15 protein-coding genes and 1 pseudogene are annotated in these 20,981 nt (G+C 55.9%); 5 read left to right on the top strand and 11 right to left on the bottom strand.

Going from position 1 to position 20,981, the window contains the following annotated elements:
- Window positions 1-43: 43 nt before the first annotated feature.
- The 3 genes from BF12_RS0103730 to gap all read right to left on the bottom strand — a co-directional run bounded on the left by BF12_RS0103730 (window position 44) and on the right by gap (window position 4,816).
- Window positions 44-2,491 (bottom strand): diguanylate cyclase, encoded by a 2,448-nt coding sequence (locus BF12_RS0103730; RefSeq protein ID WP_024951101.1) that lies wholly within the window; start codon window positions 2,489-2,491, stop codon window positions 44-46.
- Between the two features lie 180 nt (window positions 2,492-2,671).
- On the bottom strand, window positions 2,672-3,151 hold the full coding sequence (locus BF12_RS0103725; protein WP_024951100.1) for a hypothetical protein: 480 nt from the start codon (window positions 3,149-3,151) through the stop codon (window positions 2,672-2,674).
- Between the two features lie 660 nt (window positions 3,152-3,811).
- The gene (gene gap, locus BF12_RS0103715; protein ID WP_024951098.1) at window positions 3,812-4,816 is read right to left on the bottom strand and encodes a type I glyceraldehyde-3-phosphate dehydrogenase; all 1,005 of its coding nucleotides are present in this window, start codon (window positions 4,814-4,816) and stop codon (window positions 3,812-3,814) included.
- Window positions 4,817-5,173: 357 nt separating this feature from the next.
- Between gap and edd the strand changes: the two genes are divergently transcribed.
- From edd to BF12_RS0103690, 5 genes are all read left to right on the top strand, one after another.
- Window positions 5,174-7,030, top strand: a complete 1,857-nt coding sequence (gene edd / locus BF12_RS0103710) for a phosphogluconate dehydratase (protein ID WP_024951097.1) — start codon at window positions 5,174-5,176, stop codon at window positions 7,028-7,030.
- A 13-nt stretch (window positions 7,031-7,043) separates the two neighbouring features.
- Entirely contained in the window at window positions 7,044-8,060 is a 1,017-nt protein-coding gene (glk, locus tag BF12_RS0103705) for a glucokinase (RefSeq protein WP_024951096.1), read from the top strand.
- A gap of 43 nt (window positions 8,061-8,103) precedes the next feature.
- Window positions 8,104-8,982: a D-hexose-6-phosphate mutarotase gene (locus BF12_RS0103700; protein WP_024951095.1), complete on the top strand. Its 879-nt coding sequence runs from the start codon at window positions 8,104-8,106 to the stop codon at window positions 8,980-8,982.
- A 205-nt stretch (window positions 8,983-9,187) separates the two neighbouring features.
- Window positions 9,188-10,891 carry a glucose-6-phosphate isomerase gene (gene pgi / locus BF12_RS0103695; RefSeq protein WP_024951094.1) on the top strand — a complete coding sequence of 568 codons (1,704 nt, stop codon included), beginning with the start codon at window positions 9,188-9,190 and terminating at the stop codon, window positions 10,889-10,891.
- Window positions 10,891-11,874: a carbohydrate kinase family protein gene (locus BF12_RS0103690; RefSeq protein WP_024951093.1), complete on the top strand. Its 984-nt coding sequence runs from the start codon at window positions 10,891-10,893 to the stop codon at window positions 11,872-11,874. The genes pgi and BF12_RS0103690 overlap by 1 nt, the downstream gene beginning before the upstream one ends.
- 229 nt (window positions 11,875-12,103) lie before the next feature.
- Here BF12_RS0103690 and BF12_RS0103685 read toward each other — a convergent pair whose 3' ends face one another.
- From BF12_RS0103685 to lgt, 8 genes and pseudogenes are all read right to left on the bottom strand, one after another.
- Entirely contained in the window at window positions 12,104-13,204 is a 1,101-nt protein-coding gene (locus tag BF12_RS0103685; protein ID WP_024951092.1) for a porin, read from the bottom strand.
- Between the two features lie 662 nt (window positions 13,205-13,866).
- Window positions 13,867-15,252: a TRAP transporter large permease gene (locus tag BF12_RS0103680; protein ID WP_024951091.1), complete on the bottom strand. Its 1,386-nt coding sequence runs from the start codon at window positions 15,250-15,252 to the stop codon at window positions 13,867-13,869.
- Entirely contained in the window at window positions 15,249-15,821 is a 573-nt protein-coding gene (locus BF12_RS0103675) for a TRAP transporter small permease (protein WP_211242389.1), read from the bottom strand. The genes BF12_RS0103680 and BF12_RS0103675 overlap by 4 nt, the downstream gene beginning before the upstream one ends.
- A gap of 186 nt (window positions 15,822-16,007) precedes the next feature.
- Window positions 16,008-16,997 (bottom strand): TRAP transporter substrate-binding protein, encoded by a 990-nt coding sequence (locus BF12_RS0103670; protein WP_024951089.1) that lies wholly within the window; start codon window positions 16,995-16,997, stop codon window positions 16,008-16,010.
- Between the two features lie 399 nt (window positions 16,998-17,396).
- Window positions 17,397-18,437: a ProQ/FINO family protein gene (locus BF12_RS22665; protein ID WP_024951088.1), complete on the bottom strand. Its 1,041-nt coding sequence runs from the start codon at window positions 18,435-18,437 to the stop codon at window positions 17,397-17,399.
- Window positions 18,438-18,541: 104 nt separating this feature from the next.
- Complete coding sequence (locus BF12_RS0103660) at window positions 18,542-19,093, bottom strand: dihydrofolate reductase (RefSeq protein ID WP_024951087.1); 552 nt, start codon at window positions 19,091-19,093, stop codon at window positions 18,542-18,544.
- Window positions 19,090-19,884 carry a thymidylate synthase gene (locus BF12_RS0103655; RefSeq protein ID WP_024951086.1) on the bottom strand — a complete coding sequence of 265 codons (795 nt, stop codon included), beginning with the start codon at window positions 19,882-19,884 and terminating at the stop codon, window positions 19,090-19,092. Before BF12_RS0103655 ends, BF12_RS0103660 begins: the two co-directional genes overlap by 4 nt.
- A gap of 184 nt (window positions 19,885-20,068) precedes the next feature.
- Window positions 20,069-20,871: pseudogene (gene lgt, locus BF12_RS18555) on the bottom strand (prolipoprotein diacylglyceryl transferase).
- Between the last annotated feature and the right edge of the window lie 110 nt (window positions 20,872-20,981).

Below are 20,981 nucleotides of genomic sequence, written 5' to 3'. Positions count from 1 at the left end.
TAAACACCGGCGACAGAACCCAAGTCAAGTATGCCGGCATTCCTCAATTGTCCTCGCTCCTTGCCTGCGATGCCAGTATCACCCGGTTGCGGCCACTGCGTTTGGCACTGTAAAGCGCCATATCGGCACGATGAAGATAGGCCTCACGGCTTTCTCCAGGCTCCGGCGATGCCACGCCCATACTGATGGTGCATCTCAGTTTCAGTGTCTTGAATCTGAATTCAAGGGCGGCAATTTGCTGACGCAGGCGCTCTGCCATGCTGACGCCGGTAGCAGTGCCGGCGTCAGCCAGCAATACGGCAAACTCCTCACCTCCCAACCGCGCAAAACAATCATCGCGGCGTAGCTGCTGACGACATGCCTCTCCCAGGTGCGTCAACACCTGGTCACCGGCAGCGTGGCCATGGCCGTCATTGATTCTCTTGAAGTGATCAATATCAAACAGAATCAATGCCAGCTGCTCTCGCGAGGACGAAGCCAGCAGCGTATCTAGCGTTTCGAAGAAACAGTCGCGTGTCATAGCTCCTGTCATGGCGTCGGTCATCGCTTCATGCTCTCGACGCTGCTCAATCAACTTACGCTCATGAATATTGCGTGAAACCGACAGCACCCGCTCGTAGCGCCCGGTGCCAGGGTCCATTGATGGTGTGGAGATCGACTCAAACCACAGGGTGTGGCCGTCCTTGTGCTGAATTCTAAAATCAACCCGAAATACTTCGCCAAGACAGGCCGATCGATGAACCTCCTTAGCGACACGCATCATGTCATCAGGATGAATCATCTTCTTTATCTCTTGCCCGCAAATTTCCTCGACACGGAATCCACACAGTTTTTCCACCGACGGACTGATGTATTGGCAGATTCCATCGGAGCCCTCGATGCTGACCAGATCACTCACTGAATTCAAAATGAAGCGATAACGCTCCTCGCTCAGCCGCAAGGCGCGCTCAATACGATGACGGGCCGTCACATCATCACAATAGCCATTCCAGGTGATACTGCCATCCGGTACATCCGTAGGCTGTGGCAATGCAACACAGGCCAGCCAGCGCTCTTGTCCATCGGGATGCTCATAGCGCAACTCCAACTCCATAGGAGATTGCTCACCTGCACTGCAACGTGCCGATGCCAATAGCTCAATGCGGTCCTGATCAGATATACGCGAAAGAAAGAGAGAGGGATCCGCGAGTACTGTCTCGACCTCCAGCCCTAACAATTGGGCCGCGACCGGCGACAGGTAGGTGTAGATAAAAACATCATCACGACTCAATTTGCACTGGAAGATGACACCGGGCATCTGTTGCATCAGATGCTCCAACTGACGTCGACTCGCTTCACCGCGACTGACATCACTAAGCTGGCCCAGTACCTCAGTTACCTCACCGTCTGAGGCATAGCTCAGATGCATATCATCCTGAAAATAACGCTGCCGACCATCCACATGACGGAAGGCATAACAGAAACTCAAACCGGTCAGCCGGTCACGAATCGCAGCAGCGAAACGCTCTCGGCAATCGTCAAGCTCATCCTGATCCATTCGCGTCTGCCAGATACGCGGACTGGCCAGCAATAGATCACGCGACAATCCCGTCAGGATCTCACTGCCAGCAGAGATGAACTGCAACTCTTCCGGCGGCCATTCTCCGCGAGTGGCATATCGCGTTCCAGGAGTATCATGGACCTGCTGAACAAGACGGCTCTGTTGACTGATAGCCTGCTCAAGACGCTGATGGACAGCACTGATATCGCGCGTCATGACGGCAACTTGCTGGACTCCATTGCTCGGGGATCGCCCCAGACTGATCAGCTGCACCGACAAACGACATTCCCCGCGTGGCAGTGACAGGCTGATATCACAATGCCGTGGTTCTGCACTATTCAGACAACGCATGACGTGCGTGAAATACAGACGATCTAGCGACTTCCCCGCATGAATATAGGCTGCATCGTGGTAGAGGTGCCAAGCAGGATTGGCATGCTGGAGGGCCAATGTCGTCTCATCCAATGACAGAATCGCCATGGGGTCACGGCTACGGATCATCATCAGCCGATAAGCCTTCAACTGTTGACGTTCTTCTTCAGCTTCCTGCTCACGCCGAGTAATGTCGGATGCCCTTCCGCAGACAGGGTGCCCATCACCGGATGCCCACAAGCACTCTTCAAACAGCAATACCTGCCCACTACGATCCCGTATCTGGTAGCTGATACGCTCAACCCTACCCACAGATGAACGAAAATGACTCAGCCGCTGACGATCTGCTATCGATACCAACGACAGCCACAACCCGGGCTGTTTAAGAAAATCACGTACCGAATATCCCAACAAGCGTTCAGCAGCAGCATTCAAGCCGATGAAGCGCTGACCATCAGCGCTCAACGTGAACATGATATCTGCGACGACAGCGTGATGATGCAGCAGCAGACGGCTGTCGGTGAATGACTCAGGCAACGTGAACCCCTTCTTCATGCGATTCTCTTCAGAATGCCCCATCCAGCACTCCCGCAGCCAGAAACATTCACCAACGTTGGCCGCTGATGATGCCATGCCGTGAGAAAACGACTACAAACACGAAAGCCCGGAGCAAGGCTCCGGGCTTTCATTATCGGCACTACCTAGGCATGGCCATCAAGCTGCATGTGCGATTCACATGGAATGAAGATCGGCCGCGGACTATCCCTGCGCAGAGCGCTGAATAGCGTCATCTGTCGTAGTAGAGGAAGCAACATCTTTCTGAACAGCATGCTGACTATCGCGTGAAGGCGTCGCCTGCCGGGAATCACTTCGTGCCTTTTCCTTCCCACGAGGATCCTTGGTACGCGAATCACTGGAGCGCTTGTGGCTGGTACTTTTATGACGGGAGTTCTTGTGATGGGAACTCATATCCGGAGTACTGCTATCCGGAGTACTGCTATCCAGAGTACCTCGCTGCGATGGAATGCCCATACGAGCGCGGAGGTGCTCCATCAGCGCCCGAAAGTCATCGGGTTCCATCGCTATTCGTTCAGCAGCAGCGCTTTCCTGCCATAGAACATAGATAGCCGGCTGCTCACGTCCAAGATCCATGCCCACGACTTTCCCCTGACGTTGAGTACGCGGGTCTCGTAATGTGGCACCAATCAGTTCATGAGCTTCGCGGATGGCATCGTGCATCTGAGACAGCCTGCTATGGAAGTCGAAGATCTGCCGGATAATTAAGCGGCAGTGCGGCAATACCTTCCCTGCATTGCACACAAGACGTAAACACTCGCAGGCCGATACAAACTACCTGCATGAATCGACACTAAACACGCAAGCGACTCATTCTTGAGCATTGCGGCATGTCAAGGTCAAAGTGTAACACACCAGCGCAGATTCGCTAATCGTTGCACTTTGCTTTCGACGAAGCCTGCATGATGGTGATTATTAGCTGCATTTTGCCGCACGTTATACCACCTGACTTTCAAACCTGTCGCCATCTTCAGAAATCCCGTCGCACATAAACCACCCTTCTGGCGCCGGCTAGCGACATGTTTCGATAAAATGGTCAGGAATAGCGATATGTTCTCTTGCCACGTGCCACCCCTCAGGCGAAAAAAAAACCTCCCCATAAGGGGAGGTTCAAAGAGTGGATGACGCGATGTCATTCCGAGCAGCATCGATAGCCGGTCTTGGCGCCAACCCTGACCGACAGCCGATTCAAAGGGGACGAATGGCATTGCCTTGTCCGTGGAGCCTATGCGCGACGCGAGAATCCTCGGGCCATTCGTCCTCACCTGTTGAGAGTGCCACCTCAAGGACGGCACTCTCCTTAATTCATGTTGCAGAGTCGCGTTAGTTTGCTGCTTGCATCGCCAGCGCAGTATCGAGCATGCGGTTGGAGAAGCCCCACTCGTTGTCATACCACGCCATGACCTTGACCAGACGGTCATTGCTGACACGAGTGTGATTGCTGTCAAAGGTAGAGGAATGCGCATCGTGATTGAAATCGATGGACACCAGCGGCAGCGAGTTGACAGCCAGCACACTGGAACCTTCAGCAGCACGTGCGACGATCGCATTGATCTCTTCAACAGTTGTATCGCGAGATGCCGTAAAGGTCAGGTCAACCAATGACACATTGATGACCGGCACACGAATCGCCAGACCATCCAGCTTGCCATTCAACTCCGGCAGCACCAGACCAACAGCTGCTGCAGCACCCGTTTTGGTCGGGATCATGGAGTGGGTAGCACTACGGGCGCGGTACGGGTCGGAGTGGTAAACATCCGACAAGTTCTGATCGTTGGTGTAAGCATGGATGGTCGTCATCAGACCATTCTCGATACCCACCTCAGCGTTCAATGCCTTGGCAACCGGCGCGAGGCAATTGGTGGTGCAAGAAGCATTGGACACGACCTGATGCTCAGCCGTCAGCACGTCTTCATTGACACCAAAAACGACAGTCGCATCAGCATCGCCACTCGGTGCGGAGATCAGCACACGCTTGGCACCCGCCTCAATGTGCTTGGCAGCAGCAGCACGCTTGGTGAACAGACCAGTACATTCCATGACCAGGTCAATATTCAGGCTCGCCCACGGCAGCTTGGACGGGTCACGCTCAGCCAGAATGCGGATCTTGTCGTCACCGACGAATAGATTCTCTTCGTCATAAGAGACTGTTTCTGCGAAACGACCATGCACGGTATCACGGCTCAACAGGTGAGCGTTGAGCTCCGGGGCGCCCAGATCATTGATGGCAACCACCTGGATACGATCGTTGTATTGGCCTTCATACAGCGCACGCAACACATTGCGACCGATGCGACCAAAACCGTTGATGGCGACGCGTAATGTCATGACTCAACTCCTGTGGCGTATGGCTCGTGCAGGACAGCACTTGGGATCAGAACGACGGGTAAACAAATGCGTTCCATGAAAGTATCCTACACGCTTTTGCCATAATTTGGCCGAAAGTCGTCCAGTCTTCAAGCAGTTTTTTTGCTAAATTTACCGAATATTCCGAACAAATGCGTTTTTTGGGGTCCATGAAGCGGTAATGTAGCCTGCTCCCGATAAGGTAGCGGTACCGAGAGACTTTACACCGCTGCCACCACTGGATAGCGTCGCTCAGAGTGAGCACGCTTACAGTGCGAAAAATGCCTATTTATTCGCCAGCCTCGGCGCCCTGCGCCGCCTGACCCATGAGGTAAGAGCATGTCAGTCAACCCGACCGTCGAGCGCGTGACTCAGCGCATCATTGAACGCTCCAGCGAGCGCCGTGCCGCCTACGAGCAGCTGATGGAAGCGCAGCAGCGACGTGGTGTGCACCGATCAGAGCTATCTTGCGGCAATCTGGCGCACGGCTTCGCGGCCTGTGGCGAGACCGACAAGAATCGTCTCAAGCTGATGAATTCTGCCAATCTGGGCATCATCTCGGCATATAACGACATGCTGTCGGCACATCAGCCTTTCGAGGACTATCCGCGCATCATCAAGGAAGCGGTACAGTTCATGGGCTCTACCGCCCAGTTTGCCGGCGGTGTTCCGGCGATGTGTGACGGCGTGACCCAAGGCCAGCCAGGCATGGAGCTGTCGCTATTCTCCCGCGACCTGATTGCCATGGCGGCAGCTGTCGGCCTGTCTCACAACATGTTCGATGGCGCACTGTTCCTTGGCGTTTGCGACAAGATTGTGCCGGGCCTGTTTATCGCAGCCGCGCGCTTTGGCCACCTACCTAGCCTCTTCGTGCCTGCTGGCCCGATGCCTTCCGGTCTTCCCAACAATGAGAAGGCACGTGTTCGTCAGCTGTTCGCTGAAGGCAAGGTGGATCGCGATGCGCTACTCGAGGCCGAATCTGCCTCCTACCATAGTGCGGGCACCTGTACCTTCTATGGCACCGCCAACTCCAACCAGTTGATGGTAGAGCTGATGGGTCTACACCTGCCGGGTGCCTCCTTCGTCAACCCGGGCACGCCGCTGCGCGAAGCTCTGACGCGCCATGCTGCTGAACAAACCATCCGCAACAGCGAAGTTGGTGGCGATTACCGCCCCTTCTATCGTCAGATCGATGCGCGCGCCATTGTCAATGCCATGGTTGGCCTACTGGCCTCCGGCGGCTCTACCAACCATACGCTGCACCTCGTTGCGATGGCGGGTGCTGCTGGCGTCACTATCACTTGGGATGACTTCACCGAGCTATCAGCAGTCATCCCGAGCCTGACGCGCATCTACCCGAATGGTCAGGCCGATATCAATCACTTCCAGGCAGCAGGCGGCATGAGCTTCTTGATTCGCGAATTGCTCAACGCTGGCATGTTGCATGACATCACCACTCAGGATGGCGGCACGCTCGCCAACTATATTCGCGAGCCCTTCCTTGAAAACGGCAAGCTGGTCTGGAAGGACGGCCCGACGGATAGCCTCGACGAAGATGTGCTACGTCCAGTGGCCAATCCGTTCGCCCCCACCGGTGGCTTGACCGTCTTGGATGGCAATCTAGGCCGCGGCGTCATCAAGGTATCTGCCGTCAAGGCCGAGCATCGTATTGTCGAAGCGCCAGTTCGTCTGTTCAGTGATCAAGACGAAATGAAGGCAGCCTTTGAAGCCGGCGAGCTTGAACAGGACATGATCGCGGTCGTGCGCTATCAGGGACCGCGTGCCAATGGCATGCCAGAGCTGCACAAACTGACGCCGTATCTGGGCATCCTGCAAGACCGTGGCTACAAGGTGGCACTGGTCACCGATGGCCGTATGTCTGGCGCGTCCGGCAAGGTGCCTGCCGCTATCCATATGACACCGGAAGCACTCGATGGCGGACCACTGGCCCGTCTACGCGAAGGTGATGTTGTCCGCCTGGATGCCAATGCTGGCACACTTGAAGCGCTGGTCAGCGAGAGCGAATGGGCTAGCCGTGATGCTGAGCACGTTGCCCGTGACATCTACCATCATGGCTTGGGTCGCGAGCTATTCTCCGGCATGCGCTCCCTCGTAGGTGGCGCGGAGGAAGGCGCCTCCAGCTTCGCAGGCTACGGCGACCTACCGGGCAGTGGTCACGATCGCGACACGCACTAAAGGCGCCCGGCTCATGACTACTGAAACGCCGCGTCGCTTTGCTCTGGTCGGCGATATCGGTGGCACCAATGCCCGGTTGGCACTTGTCCAGCCGGGCAGCCACACGCTGCATGATATCCAGACGCTTGCCTGCGCCGATCATGTCGGCCTGGTGGATGCCATCCAGACTTATTATCAGTCGCTAGGCCTCACGCTGGAGGACCAGCCAACGGAAGCTTGTCTGGCTTTCGCTTGCCCCGTGCACAATGAGCACGTGCGGATGACCAATAATCACTGGGAGTTCGGCAAGTCTGATGCACGCGCTGCACTCAGCCTTGAGCGCTTCAAGTGCATTAACGACTTCACCGCCATGGCGCTGGGCGTACCGTATATCTCAGCCAATGAGCGCATCGCTATCGGCGCTGACATGACCGAAGGTAGCGGAGACGACGCTTCACCACGGCTGGTAATTGGCCCGGGTACGGGGCTTGGTGTGGCCGGACTGGTTCGCGGCGCTCACAACTGGATTCCACTGGCAACCGAAGGTGGGCATGCTGGCTTTGCGCCAACCGATGACGTCGAGGATGGTCTGCTGGCCATCTTCCGCCGTAAACATGGTCGCGTATCAGTCGAACGCCTCCTGTGTGGCCAGGGAATGCTAGAGATCTATCAGGCACTCGGCGAGCTACGCGGCTTGCCAACACCGCTTGAGAGCACTGCCTGCGTCAGCCGAGCAGCACATGCCCGACATCATCAAGGACAGCCGGATGACCCACTGGCCTTCGATGCGGTGCTGCGCTTCATGAAAATCCTTGGCAACGTGGCCGGTGATGCTGCGTTGACATTAGGTGCTCGTGGTGGCGTTTATCTCTGCGGTGGCGTGTTACCACGTAATCTTGACCTGCTGACCCAGAGTGATTTCCGGCGCGCCTTCACCGACAAAAACCGTATGAGCCGTTACAATGCCGCGATCCCCACCTGGGTGGTAACCGCGCCGTGGACCGGCCTGCTGGGCGCCGCCGAGGCACTGCACAATGAAGAGGTGGCGTGACGCATTAGCGTCTGCCCCTCCTGAACCGTCGAGGTAGCCCGAGATGATTCCTGAAAGTCTGCGCGCATTGGTCGATGCCACCACCGGCCAACGCAATGTCGAGTGGCAGGGGCGCACCCTGCTCATCATCAACCAGCCCTGGGGTGAACTGGCCGTCTGCCATCAGGGCGCTCAGGTGTTGCACTATCAGCCAGCAGGCGACTCGCCATGGCTGTGGGTGACCGCAACACCTGCGGCACTGCCGGGCAGTATTCGCGGTGGCATCCCCTTGTGCTGGCCATGGTTTGCCGATGAGTATCCTGCAGGTGAAACTGAACTTCACGGCCCGGCACGCAAAGCTGGTTGGCGTATCGATGCCGTCGACGAAGATGAGGAAGGCGTCGAAGTGCATGCCTCTCCCGAGACAACGCTGCATACCGCACTCACACCACGCGTGGTGATCTTTGCGGGCCGACGTTTCCTCAAGGTCGAACTGATCACCGAAAACAATGGTGATGCACCGATCAAGATGACAGCCGCCCTGCACACGTACTTTGCCGTGCCGGATGCTTTCGCGTGTCGTGTGACCGGCCTCGCCGGCGCCAGCTATCTGGACAAGCGACAAGACTTCTCGCGCTTTGATCAACAGGGCGAGCTAGGTGTGCGCGGACCACTGGACCACATCTACCAGTCCAGCAAGATCCAAGTGCTGGAAGATGGTCAGCGCCGACTGCGTATCGCCAAGCAGGGCTCCGACTCGACCGTGGTATGGCATCCGGGCGATACGCCACCGGCCGACACCAGCGTTGAGGATGCGCGCGGCTTCCTGTGCGTCGAAACAGCCTGCACGCGTCTTGACCCGGTGTGGCTGCCGCCAGGTGCTCAGCATCTATTGGTTCAGCATATTTCGCCGCTGACGGATGATGAAACCAGCAACAACTGACTGTCTGCTTGCCATGCTATCCATACCGGCATGGCAGGTATCTTGGCTAACAGCTTGCTTGGCTGGTCATGGACTGAATCGTGTCATTCATTATCGTCACGTGAGTTAACGACACCTCGCCTGAAAACAAGGACGCGTTGCTTGGCCACAGAATGCCGCTCACGCCAACGATTGATATCCAACAACCAATACGATGGACACACCCATGCTGCAATTGACTCGTAGTGTTTCCTGGCAGGCGCTGACCCAATTGGGTGAAGTGACCCGCAACGACCGTATCCGCGACTATTTTACCGCGGACCCCAAGCGCTTCGAAAAGATGAGCCTGCGTGTCGGCGGTCTATTTCTCGACTATTCAAAGCACCATATTTCTGACGAGGTGCTCACAGCCTTGATCGAGCTGGCAGAGCATTCTGCTCTCGTCCAGCGGCGAGCGCAGATGTTCTCCGGCGACATCATCAACGTGACCGAAAATCGTCCGGTGCTGCACACCGCACTGCGCAGTCAGGCGAACATGCCAGTCATCGTCGATGGCAAGGACGTGACGCCAGAGATCCAGAAAACGCGCGAACAGATTCGCGCCTTCTCTGAAGCCGTGCGCAGTGGCGAATGGAAAGGCTATGACGGCCAGCGGATTCGTGACGTCGTCAATATCGGCATTGGCGGCTCAGACCTCGGCCCCAACATGGCATGCCGCGCCCTGCTGAAGCATCGTCATCCGGAGATCAACTTCCACTTTGTCTCCAATGTCGATGGCAACCACATCCAGAAAGTGCTCAAGCGCCTTGATCCGGCGACCACGCTGTTCATCGTCTCCACCAAGACCTTCTCCACCCAGGAAACCCTGCTGAATGCCAAGACGGCGCGTCGCTGGTTCCTGGAGCATGCAGGTCAGGATGCCGATGTGGGGGCCCACTTCGTGGCCGCCTCGACCAATCGCAAGGCTGCCAAAGAATTTGGTATCCGCGAAGAGAACGTCTTCGAATTCTGGGCGTGGGTCGGCGGTCGTTATTCCATGTGGTCATCCATCGGTCTGCCCATCGCACTGTCCATCGGCTATGAAGGCTTCATGGACCTGCTCGAAGGCGCCTACGAGATGGACCAGCACTTCATCGATGCGCCGATGGAAAGCAACATGCCGGTCCTGATGGCGCTGATCGGCATCTGGTACATCAACTTCATGGGGGCTGAAACTCAGGCTATCGTGCCTTACGATCAGGCGTTGCATCAGCTGCCCGCCTTCCTGCAGCAGCTGGACATGGAATCCAATGGCAAGTCGGTCGATATCTTCGGTCGCCCTGTCGACTACAAGACTGGCCCGATCGTATGGGGCGAGACAGGCTCCAACGGTCAGCACGCCTTCTTCCAGTTGCTGCACCAAGGCACGCGCTATGTGCCGATCGACTTCATTGCCTCTCTGAAGCCGGAGCCGGGTACCGAAGAACATCACTTCGCGCTGATCACCAACATGCTGGCGCAGGCGAACGCCTTCATGGAAGGTAGCCAGGATGGCAGCAATCTTGATCCGCACTACAGCTGCCCGGGTAATCGTCCGTCGAGCACCCTGCTGCTGGATGAACTGACGCCGCGCAACCTGGGCGCCTTGATCGCACTCTATGAGCACAAGGTCTTCGTGCAGGGCGTGATCTGGAACATCAACTCCTTCGATCAGTGGGGCGTGCAGCTCGGCAAGCGTATTGCTGGAGAAATCAGTGCGCGTATCGACACCGACGTGCAGGCGTTCGATCCGTCCACTCAAGGACTACTGGCTCTGGTACGCGAATACTTCCCGGCCGGTGGCGAGAACTCCAAGCCTGATACTGTCTCCACGACAGGCGATGATGTCGCCAAGAGTCGCAAGGGCGCGAAAGCCGCCACTTCCTCCAATACCAAGGGAGCCACCTCCTGATGACCCCTGTAATCGCGTTTGGTGAAGCGCTGGTCGACATGCTCTCCAACAAGCTTGGCAACCAATCCGTCGAGCAAGAGACCTTCACTCCTTACGCTGGCGGCGCGCCGGCCAACGTTGCCGTCGCCTGTGCACGCCTCGGCTTGCCCAGCTACTTCGTCGGCATGCTTGGCCAGGATAGCTTCGGTGATTTCCTTCACGAGGAGCTGACGGCACATGGTGTACGCATGAAATACGTCAAGCGCACCAGCGAAGCGCGTACCGCACTTGCTTTCGTCTCACGCGATGACGACGGCGAGCGCCGCTTTGACTTCTACCGCCCACCGGCTGCCGACCTGCTGTTTCGTCCGGAACATGCAGGTCCGGAACTCTTTGCGACGCCGGCGATCTTCCATCTATGCAGCAACAGTCTGACCGAAGCCCCCATCGCGGACACCAGCTTCGTGCTGGCAAGTCGAGCACGTGCGGCAGGCTCAATCGTCAGTGTCGATGCCAACCTCCGACACAACCTGTGGCCGAACCAGCAGATTGATGTAGCGCTGGTCACTCGCCTACTCGACAACGCCGATATCCTGAAGCTGTCGCAGGAAGAAGTGGATGCACTGACTCAAGGACAAGAAGAGTCAGCATGGCTACGGGCGCGCCTGACGGCAGGTGTGCGTCTTATTGTACTGACAGATGGCCCTGGTGCTATCCGCGCTCTGGTGCGCAAACAGAGCGGTGAGACACAGGCCGTCAGTGTCACTCCGCCCGTCGTCAAGGCAGTAGATACGACGGCCGGTGGCGATGCCTTTATCGGCGGATTCCTGTCCGCCATCAGTGAAGCAGCCATCAATGCAGCACAGCTGGCAGACTGGTGTGAAGATGAAAGCAACCTGCAGGGCGCACTAGCACGCGCTGCAGCGTGTGGGGCTTTTACCGTGACACGTCCAGGTGCCTATGCTGCACTGCCGATGCGGGAAGATCTGATTAATCTTATCTAGAAGCCTGCCTGCTTTACGCAAAATGGCATGAAAAAAGCCCCGATAATCATCCGATTATCGGGGCTTTTTTCTCTAGCATCTGCCAGAAAGCCTATACCTTAGTTCGCACAAACAGGAAGAATGGTCCGAGGAACACGGCAACATAACGCCACAGGTAAAACTCATGACGTAAAAAAGCCGGCCCCAAAGGGACCGGCTTTCGTTAGCTTGCTAGACGATAAGAGACGTCTTAGAAGCCGTAGTAGATGCCAACAGCAGCGCCGTCGCCGTCGTTGCCAGCACGGTCGTAGTTAGCGTATTCAACGTAGGTGTACATCGCAGCAGAGATGTTGTAAGTCACACCCAGGTTGAATTCGTTGTACGAATGGTCATCGCCGTCATTGCCAGTACGCTCAGAATTGATGTACTGATAAGCATTGGCTTCTGCGTCAACATACTGGTAGGCGCCGTAGACATCGCCCATGCCGTAGCCATAACGTGCACCGACACCGTAATAATCGACATCAGCGTTGGATTCGTCAGCGTCATAACGCTCGGCCTTCACAGTAAGGCGAAGTGCATCAACGGTGTACTGACCAGTAATACCGTACTGCTCACCGATGTCGCCTTGGCTGTTTACGACACCGTCATCGCTAGTGTCGATACCATCGAACTGACCCAGATCGTCATACACGGCAGCGATGGAGAAACCACCGACGGTATACTTGGCACCAGCGTAGAAGGACGCCTGATTGGAATCAGTGACGTTCTCGCCTTCAGCATCACCTTCGAAGTTGGAACCGACAGCGAACTGCATGCCACTCATGGTCGGAGACATGTACTGCAGCTTGTTGCCTTCACGAGTCTGGCTGTTACCAGAAATCTGGCCGCTGGAATCACTCAGATCAAAGTATTCGTTATTGGAGAGCGGATCCTGGACCCAGTCATCAACCAACTGATCCCAGGAACCGATACGCGCATCACCGAAGGAACCCTTGGCGCCAACATAAGTTTGGTCACCGTCGTTAATGCCGTTGTCGCTGCCCTTGGATTCGTCAGCGTCGAATTCCCACTCGGCCTTGAAGTAACCAACGATATCGTCGTTGACCTTGTGCTCGCCTTTGACACCGAGGGTAGAACCGTTGTCAAACAGATCACCTTCAGCATCTCCGCTGACAAGGTTGTCAGGATCATTATTAGTCAATGAATCAATATAACGGTATCCGATCTGAATGTTGCCGTACAGGTCCAGCTTGGTGCCGTCCTGGTTGTAGACGGTAGCAGCAGATGCAGAAGTAGATGCCAGAGCAACAGCGCCGGCGATGGCAGTAGCCAGAAGTGTCTTTTTCATCGCGATAATTCCTTAACTAGCGTTAACTGTTCGATCGTGTCTGCCGGTGGCAGTGGCCGAGGTTCCGGGCGCTTGATGACGCCTCTAAAACCCGGTGGCCTTGTTATTATCCAATGCTCGCAGGGAAACCATATACCGGGCTTTCAGGATGTGCAACAGAAAAAAACACTGTTTTCGATCACTGGTCCTGAACCTATACGCCGGTCGATTGTCTGGCGTGCCTACACTTTAGCCCCGGAGAATGAAGGATTCATGACAACCACGGCTTTTCTCAAGGGTTCTCGATCCATCACATATGACAAATGCTTACCTTGCGACATTCGGTGGCAGAAACAGCTGATCACGACAAAAGTAGTACGTCATATAGCGATAAATCCATCACCTCATGAGCCGTAGATCATGAAACCTTTCCACATTCCTCCTTTCGACATTCACTTCTTTTGTTACTTAGGATTTTAACCGAGCGTATTTACCCTTTTGATCTACCTTCTCCTCACCTTAATGTCACGCAAGAGCATATGAGAAATGACACTTGAGGGAGGGGCCTAACAAGAAGTACCCCGACCGCTACATCAAGCGGCCGAGGTAAGTACTTGGTGTTAAGGACTGAGATGTCACCTGGAACGAAAAAGTTGATCAGTCTGCTCTACTCAAAATGACGGCTAGCTGCTCAGTAAGTTGGGTAGAAACAGCGAAATGGACGGCACATAGGTAATCAGCACCAGGAACAGCAACAACAGCGACAGCCACGGCAGCGCCGCCCGGATGACCCATGTCATCGGTTTGCCGGTAATGCCCGCCGTGACAAATAGATTGAGACCCACTGGGGGTGTCAGCATGCCGATCTCCATGTTGACGACCATGATGATGCCCAGGTGGATGGGATCGATCCCTAGCTGAGTGGCAATCGGGAACAGGATAGGCGCCATGATCAACAGGATAGCGGAGGGTTCCATGAAGTTGCCTGCCGCCAGCAATAACAGGTTCATGACAATCAGGAAGCCCCACGCTGGCAGCCCCCAGCCAATGATGGTCTCGGCGATGGTGTGCGGAATGCGCTCAGTCGTCAGCACGTGAGCAAACAGCATCGCGTTGGCAATGATGAAAAGCAGCATCATCGAGACTCTTGCACCATCCAACACGACCTTATTGACCTCCTTGTCCGTAAACGAGCCAATCAGCCCTGCCGGTACCTGCCAAAGTGCTCGTAATCCCGCCACACCCCAAACCTCACCCTCCCTGCGCCATGGCACGTCTTTCAATGGCCCCATGTCACGATATCCGACCACCGCAATGAACCAGGCGTAGACTGTTGCCACCGCGGCAGCCTCGGTCGGACTCGCTACGCCGCCGTAGATCGAGCCCAGTACGATCACGATCAGCATCAGGCCACCAAGGGCTACGATGCCCGAGCGAGCCAGCGCACGACATCCTGGGAACGGTTGTGACGGCAGCTTCTTGATACGTGCCGCAATATAGATAGCCACCATCAAGATACCGCCCATCAGCAATCCCGGAATCAGGCCCGCCATGAACATCTTGGCCGCAGAGACTTCCGTGGCGGCCGAGTACACCAGCATGACGATGGAAGGCGGAATCAGGATACCCAGCGTGCCGGCATTGGTGATCACCCCAGCAGCGAATGACTCGCTATAGCCTTGGCGAACCATGCCCGCGATGACGATGGAGCCGATGGCCGCGACCGTCGCGGGAGACGAGCCGGAGACGGCCGCGAATAACATGCATGCCAGCACTGACGCCATCGCCAGTCCACCGCTTACATGCCCAATCGCATCAGTGGCGAAGGTAATCAGGCGACGTGCGACACCACCGGTCGAAAGAAAGGTACTGGAGAGTATGAAGAAGGGAATCGCCAACAGGGTGTAATGATGCGACAGCGCTTCAAACAGCTTGATGGCCACTGACCCTAGTGAGTCACTAGAGAACAGTAGGATAGTCGTGACGCTAGAGAAGCCCAGTGCAAAGGCAATCGGCATGCCGAGAAAAATGCCGCCGAACAGCAGCGCAAATAATGTGGCTATGGTCATCGCGGGATTCCTTGATCACTGTCAGCACTGTCTTGATCAACAGCACCCTCCGTCTGAACCAGGTGCATGCTGTCTTCGCCTTCATCATGGAAACCAAAGCCGCTAGCCTCACCACGAATCACCTTCCAGCCCAATACCGCGAAACGTAGCATCAGCAGTAACAGTGCGATCGGTAAAATAATCAGGGCATACCACTTGGGCACCGGAATATCGTCGAGCTCGATACCGATCAACTGCATCAGCGAGATGTATTCATAACTGCCCACCAACAGCATCACGCAGTACGCCATGCACACGACCAGGGCGATCAACGTCGTGATGCGTTGCCATAGCATCGGCATCATCTTGACCACGACATCCACACCGATATGCGCGCCCTGCTTGACGCCCCACGAGACACCAACCAGCACGAACCACCCCGCGAGATACAGCGTGGCTTCCTGCGACCAGCTGATGCCGGTATTGAAAACGAAGCGCAATACCACTTCGACAAAGACCAGCAGCACCATCGCTACCAGCAGCAGCGAGAACAGTATCTCTTCTGCCTTGTGAAGCCATCTTAGGATCATGGCAATGTCCTCGTGCCGCCTCTCTCTCGACTAGACATCGGGAGAATGGCGTCACTTTCTATGTAGGTGCAGATGTAGGTACAGATAGAGGCGGACGAGACACGCCAGCCCTGTCCATCCGTCAAATACGATTACCCCACCTGAAAAGAACCTTTACATCGGTACCTCTCAGATGGGGCAAGCGGATTACTGGTTAGCGGCTTCGGCAGCGTCAACGATGTCCTGACCAATATCCTCAGCAAATTCACCCCACACCGGCTTCATGGCATCTACCCATTGCTGGCGCTGAGTATCGTCGAGCGTGACGATCTCGCTCTGTCCCGAATCGATGATGGCCTGCTTGGCCTCTTCGTTCTTGGCTTCAGAAAGCTCATTGCCATAGATGATGGCTTCATCAAGCGCAGACTTGACCTCACCCCGTACATCGTCCGGCAAGCCATCCCAGAAGCGCGCTGAGGAGACCACCATGTAATCCAGCACACCATGATTGGACTCGGTGATGTATGGCTGCACCTCGAAGAACTTCTGTGAATAGATATTGGAGTAGGTATTTTCCTGGCCATCGATGGCTCTGGTCTGCAGCAGGATAAAGACTTCCGAGAACGGCTTTTTCAACGAGATGGCATCAATGGCCTCAAACTGTGCCTCAAGCACATCAGAGGTCATGATGCGAAATTTCTTGCCATTGGCATCTTCCGGCACCTTGAGCGGCGAAGAGGCAGACAGCTGCTTCATGCCGTTATGCAGATAGCCCAGCCCGACAAGCCCCTTGGATTCAAGCGATGTCAGCAGTGATTGGCCCGTCTCGCTTGCCTGGAAGCTTTCCACTGCTGCCATGTCCTTGAACAGGAAGGGAAGGTCAAAGACTTGCAACTGATCGGTATATTTCTGGAACTTGGATAGTGACGGCGCGGCCAGCTGAACATCGCCTAGCAGCATCGCCTCCAGTACCTTGTCATCGCCATACAACTGAGAGCTGGGATATAGCTCGACATCCACCTTGTCGCCGAGGCGCTCTTCTACCAGCTGCTGGAATTTCTTGGCCATCTGGCCCTTCGGCGTATTCTCCGCTACCACATGCGAAAACTTGATGGTGATCGGGTCAGCCATGACCGTCGTGGAGGCGAAAAGAATGGCGGCGCTCAGTGCGGTCAAGGCAGGCTTTAAAAGACGCATGGCAGTTCCTCTTGGGCATTGTTGTTGATCTTGTCGTTATCCCGTCTGCGTGCTGGTCACTCTATGCGCCTTGCCTTCGCCATCCAGGACGGAGACAACGCGAGAGACCATGGCAGACCTGATGCGCGAGCATGGATACCCAACAGCAATGCGAGCACTACGCCACTTACACGCGGTTATTAACATTTATTTTTTAAATCAATATGTTGTGGCGAAAAAACGAACATTTCCTTTCCAGTGATACCTGCCTGAATCGCCGTACTGTGTGGGTTTCCGCCCATTAACGACAAAGCCCCTGTGCGGAAATCCGCACAGGGGCTTTGCTCAATTCAGCGATTAGCGACTTGTCACTTGCTCGCAAGAAAAACCAGCAACAAGCGGGTAACCTGAATATCCATACTACGGCCGATTCTTGGCCATCAGCTCACTGAGCTTGTGACTGATACGCTGATCGGCTGCTTGCTCTTCACGTGCCTTCTGCTGACGAGTCAACTCATCCAGCTGCTGACGCGCATGCAATGCTTCGTCTTCTGTCACGGCACCGACAGACTGCCCTTCGAGGTCAACACGCTGAGTGCCCGCCCGCACCGCTTTGAGATAACGCGGCAAATGCACATAACCCGCCAACGCGCGACGTACCAGCTTGTCATCCCACTGCTCATTTTCCAGCAGCTCGACGTGAATACCGATTTTCAGTGGCCGTGTATGGCCTTTGAAAAAGGTATCCGGATAACGTCGATACCATTGTTTGAGCAGCGCCTGAGGTGACGGCTGCGTGCTGGAGGCCGGCGTGTCAGAAGGTGACGTAGTCGTCGAAGGCGCCAAGTCTTCAGTAGACACAGTGTCTTGCACTGCATGGCTAATGTCAGCGTTCTCGCTCGACGAATCTTCCTGCTGCGCTGAAGACTCCTGTTGCGAGGCCTGACTGACATGCTGAAGTGACTCTGGCACCGGTGTCAGTTCCGCCTCAGTCGCCTGCGACATCACAGGTGATACAGACGCTTGGCCTACCGCCAGCTGCTCGGTAGCGGCTTCTACATCCGCCAGCGCACGTTGGTCACTCTCGGCCTGTGCGCTGATGCGTGCAGTCTGTGCAGTTTGCAGCGCATCACGCAATTGCTCACCAAGTTCATGCAACTCAGCGTCACGTGCCAGCAACGACTCATGCAAACTACGCAGCTGAGTCTGCTGCTCCTGCACTTGCTGCCGAGCGCCTGACAGCTGCTCGTTCAGCGCTGCATGCTCACTGCGCAACGCAGCAAGCTCGGCATCAGCCTCGCCTGCCAGCGATACCTGTTGCTCCAATCGCGCCAGCGACTCACGTAGCTGAGCATTTTCCGACTCCAGTGCCGCACGGGCCTGGCGATTACCGTCACGTTGCTGTCGCTGTGTGTCGGCTTCATTTTCAAGCGCAGAATACAGCGCTTCGAGGCGATCCATCGTCAAGGCCTGAGCCTCCCTTGCACGCTATGAGCAGTTCCGTTTGGCACCAGTCTGTGTCAGCACCCGCTGACTGTAAAGCGCCCGCAGAGCAACCACTGCTGTTAGACGTCGCTACGCTCGTAACGCACGAAGTCATAAGCCGGCATACCCTCGCCACTCTCACCCGGTACGCGCTGCGCTTCTTGCCAGTTCGCATCAAGCATCGGGAAGTGAGCGTCGCCTTCAATCTCGACCGCCACTTCAGTGAGATAAAGGCGTGTCGCGATCGGCAGAGCCTGGGCATAAATCTGCCCACCGCCGATGACCATGATCTCATCGACACCTTCAATCATGGCGTGATTGTCTGCCATGTTCAGCGCTGCCGCCAAGTCATGACAGACACGCACACCATCATGAGCGAAATCAGTATCACGCGTCACGACGATGTTGAGGCGATTGGGTAAAGCACGACCGATGGACGCGAAGGTCTTGCGCCCCATGATCACCGGCTTGCCCTGAGTCACATACTTGAAGAACTTGAGATCTTCCGGCAGGTACCAAGGCAGTTGATTCTCGACGCCGATCACGCGATTGACTGACATGGCAGCAATCATCGCCACCGGTACGACAGTGTCGGCACTTGCCCCAAGCGGTACGAAGGCTGAATTGCTCATACGGCCACCTTTGCCTTGATATGCGGATGGGATTCATAGCCTTCGATAGCAATGTCATCGAAGGTAAAATCGAACAGATCAGTGACATCAGGATTCAGCACCAGTTGCGGCAAGGCCAGCGTTTGACGACTGAGCTGCTCACGCGCCTGCTCCAGATGATTGCTGTAAAGGTGCGCATCGCCAAGTGTATGAATGAACTCGCCCGGCTTCAGGCCACACACCTGCGCGACCATCTGGGTCAACAGTGCGTAGCTTGCGATGTTGAACGGCACACCCAGGAAGATGTCAGCGCTGCGCTGATACAGCTGGCAGGATAGTCGTCCGTCTGCCACATAAAACTGGAACAGTGCATGACACGGCGGCAAGGCCATTTCATCGACCAGCGCCGGATTCCAGGCAGACACCATCAAGCGACGAGAATCGGGATTGGCCTTGATCTGCTCGATGACATTGGTGACCTGATCGACACTGCCACCTTGCGGGTTCGGCCAGCTGCGCCACTGATAGCCATAGACCGGCCCGAGATCGCCATTCTCATCGGCCCACTCGTCCCAGATGCGCACACCATTTTCCTTGAGGTAGGCAATATTGGTATCGCCCTTCAGGAACCACAACAGCTCGTGGATGATTGAACGCAGATGCAGCTTCTTGGTCGTCACCAGCGGAAAGCCTTCCGCCAGGTCAAAGCGCATCTGGTGGCCGAAGACACTCAGGGTGCCGGTACCGGTGCGATCGCCCTTTTGTGTACCGTTTTCCAGCACGTGGCGCATCAGGTCTAGATAGGGTTGCATGGTATCGGGTCCGTACGGCGTAACAGGCTTGCGCTGCAAATAGCACAGGCCTTCATGAATTCGGATTTATTTGCTCAGCGATATTTTCAGCCGCCAGATACGCAAAGACGCAGCCATTGGGCCGCGTCTTTGCGTATCTGGCGATGGAATTCTACACCACCGAATCGCCTTTTTCTTCATCCATTCACGAAGCGCCTATCACCGGCGGCTGCGCCACTTGCTGACCACGTGACCACGCCATCAGGAACAAGCCGAACAGCACCATCGGTAGCGACAGCAGCTGGCCCATGGTCAGCCAGTCGAAAGCGATGAAACCGAGCTGTGAATCCGGCTGACGGAAGAATTCGGTGATGAAACGGAAGCAGCCGTAGAACAACAGGAACAGACCAGAGATCAGCCCTTTCTGACGTGGCTCACGCGAGGCAAACCACAGAATGGTGAACAACGCGACGCCTTCCAGCGCAAACTGGTAGAGCTGAGACGGATGACGCGGTTCTGGCCCGTACAGCGGATAGACCATGCCCCAGGACACATCGGTGATACGTCCCGGTAGCTCCTGATTGATGAAGTTGCCCAGACGCCCGGCTCCGAGGCCAATCGGCACCATCGGTGCAATGAAATCGGTGAGCTGGAAGAACGTCAGCTGATGACGACGGGCGAACAGCAACATGGCGATGAGCACACCCAACAGGCCGCCGTGAAAGCTCATGCCGCCATCCCAGACCTTGAAGATCCATACCGGGTCCGCCAGCAGCTTGTCAAAGCCATAAAAGACGGCGTAGCGAGGCGTCCGCCCAGCACCACACCGAGGGCACCAAAGAAGATCAGGTCGCCTACCGCATCCTGACTTAGGCCAACCCGCCCACGTCGTGCGCGCGCCAGTCCCCAGGCAGCCGCAAAGCCAATCACATACATCAAGCCGTACCAATGAATCTTGAAAGGCCCGAGCGCCAGCGCCACGGGATCAATCTGAGGATATTGCAACATGTTGAAACCTTGAATGAAGAAGTCGATCAACGCTGAAGAAGGCAGTGAGTCACTCGCAGTCAGCATACTAGTCCAAGCATACCAGTCAGAACATGAATGCCACCTGCCCA

This window comes from Cobetia crustatorum (genome assembly GCF_000591415.1).
Taxonomy (GTDB): Bacteria; Pseudomonadota; Gammaproteobacteria; order Pseudomonadales; family Halomonadaceae; genus Cobetia; species Cobetia crustatorum.
This window is presented reverse-complemented; position numbering and strand designations above follow the sequence as displayed.

Coding starts and splice junctions, on each gene's coding strand:
- BF12_RS0103730 (WP_024951101.1), bottom strand. CDS start 2,491: ATGGGGCATTCTGAAGAGAATCGCATGAAGAAGGGGTTCACGTTGCCT.
- BF12_RS0103725 (WP_024951100.1), bottom strand. CDS start 3,151: ATGCACGATGCCATCCGCGAAGCTCATGAACTGATTGGTGCCACATTA.
- gap (WP_024951098.1), bottom strand. CDS start 4,816: ATGACATTACGCGTCGCCATCAACGGTTTTGGTCGCATCGGTCGCAAT.
- edd (WP_024951097.1), top strand. CDS start 5,174: ATGTCAGTCAACCCGACCGTCGAGCGCGTGACTCAGCGCATCATTGAA.
- glk (WP_024951096.1), top strand. CDS start 7,044: ATGACTACTGAAACGCCGCGTCGCTTTGCTCTGGTCGGCGATATCGGT.
- BF12_RS0103700 (WP_024951095.1), top strand. CDS start 8,104: ATGATTCCTGAAAGTCTGCGCGCATTGGTCGATGCCACCACCGGCCAA.
- pgi (WP_024951094.1), top strand. CDS start 9,188: ATGCTGCAATTGACTCGTAGTGTTTCCTGGCAGGCGCTGACCCAATTG.
- BF12_RS0103690 (WP_024951093.1), top strand. CDS start 10,891: ATGACCCCTGTAATCGCGTTTGGTGAAGCGCTGGTCGACATGCTCTCC.
- BF12_RS0103685 (WP_024951092.1), bottom strand. CDS start 13,204: ATGAAAAAGACACTTCTGGCTACTGCCATCGCCGGCGCTGTTGCTCTG.
- BF12_RS0103680 (WP_024951091.1), bottom strand. CDS start 15,252: ATGACCATAGCCACATTATTTGCGCTGCTGTTCGGCGGCATTTTTCTC.
- BF12_RS0103675 (WP_211242389.1), bottom strand. CDS start 15,821: ATGATCCTAAGATGGCTTCACAAGGCAGAAGAGATACTGTTCTCGCTG.
- BF12_RS0103670 (WP_024951089.1), bottom strand. CDS start 16,997: ATGCGTCTTTTAAAGCCTGCCTTGACCGCACTGAGCGCCGCCATTCTT.
- BF12_RS22665 (WP_024951088.1), bottom strand. CDS start 18,437: ATGGATCGCCTCGAAGCGCTGTATTCTGCGCTTGAAAATGAAGCCGAC.
- BF12_RS0103660 (WP_024951087.1), bottom strand. CDS start 19,093: ATGAGCAATTCAGCCTTCGTACCGCTTGGGGCAAGTGCCGACACTGTC.
- BF12_RS0103655 (WP_024951086.1), bottom strand. CDS start 19,884: ATGCAACCCTATCTAGACCTGATGCGCCACGTGCTGGAAAACGGTACA.